This window comes from Psittacicella gerlachiana (genome assembly GCF_003585965.1).
Lineage (GTDB): Bacteria > Pseudomonadota > Gammaproteobacteria > Enterobacterales > Psittacicellaceae > Psittacicella > Psittacicella gerlachiana.
Genome location: NZ_NRJF01000191.1, coordinates 1 through 2,600, shown reverse-complemented (window position 1 = coordinate 2,600; position 2,600 = coordinate 1). Strand labels below are relative to the sequence as shown.

3 protein-coding genes are annotated in these 2,600 nt (G+C 31.4%); 1 reads left to right on the top strand and 2 read right to left on the bottom strand.

The genetic code is table 11. The annotated features are described in order from the left end of the window. Positions 1-196: 196 nt before the first annotated feature. Entirely contained in the window at positions 197-697 is a 501-nt protein-coding gene (locus CKF59_RS06320; RefSeq protein ID WP_119535103.1) for a DUF805 domain-containing protein, read from the bottom strand. 144 nt (positions 698-841) lie between these two features. Continuing rightward, the gene (gene rsmG / locus CKF59_RS06315) at positions 842-1,522 is read right to left on the bottom strand and encodes a 16S rRNA (guanine(527)-N(7))-methyltransferase RsmG (protein ID WP_119535102.1); all 681 of its coding nucleotides are present in this window, start codon (positions 1,520-1,522) and stop codon (positions 842-844) included. Between the two features lie 72 nt (positions 1,523-1,594). Between rsmG and truA the strand changes: the two genes are divergently transcribed. Further along, positions 1,595-2,464 carry a tRNA pseudouridine(38-40) synthase TruA gene (truA, locus tag CKF59_RS06310; protein WP_119535101.1) on the top strand — a complete coding sequence of 290 codons (870 nt, stop codon included), beginning with the start codon at positions 1,595-1,597 and terminating at the stop codon, positions 2,462-2,464. Positions 2,465-2,600 lie beyond the last annotated feature (136 nt).

Below are 2,600 nucleotides of genomic sequence, written 5' to 3'. Positions count from 1 at the left end.
CTGTTTAGTTTATTTTTTATGGGTAGTATCTTTTTTAAAGATCTTTTAGAGGTATTAGAATATCTAATAAGAATATTAAATTTAAATTATTCGCCTAGCACCTAATATTGAAAGTAGGATACAAATGTATTACACCCCTTAGGAATTAAGTTCCAAAGGGGTGTTGGTTTATGATTGTCTTAAATTTTTTTCTAGTCTACTGATTTGAATTTTCTTCAGCTTGAGGAAAAACTTTTGGATTACGATATTTATTATTTTCGACTTTAGTTGGTAATAAAGCTAGTAAAGAGGAAATAAATGTAATTACGATTAAAAGTACTGTATTTGAAATGATGCTTGGATTTTCATTTCTTTCAAAGAAGAAGGTTAATGCACAAATAGCTACAAATAACACAACAATTGAAAGACCTGGTAAGCCAAAATCACGAACTCTTCTAAAGGCTGCAGCTAAATTTAATATAATAAATAGGGCAATGGCAACTGAAAAAGTTGCTACAACAGAAAGTTGAGTATTATATCCATAAATAGTTGCTAAAGACAAAACAAAAGTACCAAGAATTAGATAAGCTAGGGTAACATTAATCCCGATAAATAAAGTGTATTTGAAAAACTCTTTTGCTCTTTCACTAGCATTAAAAGTAAATAAGTGTAAAAAGTGTCGTAAGAGGTTTTGATTTAAATTAGGGCGAGTTGTCATATATACCTCAAAAAATCAAAAAAATGTAAGGGTTGATTACTAATATATTATTACAAATTTAGTGTAAATGGTTAATTATTTTCTAAATAACTTTTGTTGTATAATAATGAAAAATCCTGCATTGAGGAAAATGCAGGATTTTAACTATATTGCTCGTTTGATTGTGACAACAAAGCGTTCGTTATCTTCAATACCAGGAACTTTTACTTCGTGAATATCAACTAAAGCAAATTCTTGAGGTAAAGTTTGCAACTCTTCTTCAGTTTTTGCTCCTTTAAGAAGGACATAGTTACCTTGTGGACTTAAAAGGTGTGAACACACCAAAGTCATACGATCTAAAGCTGTAAAGGCACGACTGGTAATGCAATCAAATTGTTCCTCTTGGTAGTTTTCTACAGGACTATGAATAATAGTTACGTTTTTTAAGTTTAAAGTTAAAACAACGTGACGTAAAAATTGAATTCGCTTGCCAAGGGAATCAAGAAGAGTAAAGTGCATTTGTGGATTTTCTTTTGCAAAGAAAATTGCTAGAGGAATCCCAGGTAGACCAGCTCCTGTACCTACATCAAGGACTTTATGATATTGACTAAAGTAAGGTGCAACAGCTAATGAATCAAAAATATGCTTAATAAGCATTTGCTCAGGATCTTTTATTGCGGTTAAGTTGTAAGCACGATTCCATTTGTGCATTAATTCTAAATAATCGAGGAGTAGATTGCACATTTGCGAATCAACTCTAGAACTTAAATAAGAATTTGATTGTAAAAGCTTAGTAAAAACTTGTTCGAGTTGAGCTTTAGGAAATTGAAAATTACTACGGGTCATAATTTTATTGTAGATGTTATTATGCAATAATCTTATTATAAAAGATAAATAGGTTTTAACCAAATAAACAGTATGAAAGAAACATTGTTAGACTTTTCTACAACAGTTGATAAAAAGAGTTATCTTCCAGAAGATTATCAAGAAAAAGAGTATTTTAATGTTGCAATGTTAGTCGCCTATAAGGGAACTAATTATGCAGGGTTTCAAAGACAAGATCATGCAATTAGTGTACAAGGATGCCTTGAAAAAGCTTTAAGTAAAGTAGCTAATCACCAAGTTGAAACTTTTTGTGCAGGACGTACGGATGCTGGAGTACATGGGACAAATCAAGTGATTAACTTTTATACTACAGCTTCAAGAGCTGAACATGGATGGTTACGTGGAACTAATACTCATTTGCCCGAAGATATTAGAATCTTAAAATGTAAAATAGTTCCTCTCGATTTTCATTCACGTTTTAGTGCGTTATCACGTCGTTATCGTTATGTGATTTTAGAAAATAGCATGGGTGACGCTCATCTTCATAGTGCTGTAACTTGTATTAAACAAACCTTAAATCATGAATTAATGCAAGAAGCAGCTAACTATTTACTAGGGGAGCAAGATTTTAAATCATTTCAAGCGGCTCGCTGTCAAGCTACCACAAGTAATCGTTGTATTTATAAAGCAGATTTTTACCGTCAAGGTAATTTTTTAATTTTTGATATTCAGGCTAATGCCTTTTTATATCATATGGTGCGAAACATTATGGGAGCGTTAATTAAGGTTGGTAAAGGTGAGCTTTCTGTAGCTGATTTTAAAAGTATCATTGTTGCTAAAGATCGTAAATTAGCTCCGCCAACAGCTCCAGCTGATGGTCTATACCTAGTCGAGGTTGGATATCCTGAAGAGTACTTAGAACTAAAACCTGTAACTATAGGACCTAGTTTTCTCTTAGATTAACTATATAGCAAGACTATATTAGAAATTTTTTATCAATACAAATTCCCTTGTTAACATGTTTGAAGCTTAATTTTATATCAAAGTCTATAAGTACTTAATTTATCTAACGTAGAAATGAAATGTACATTTTATAATG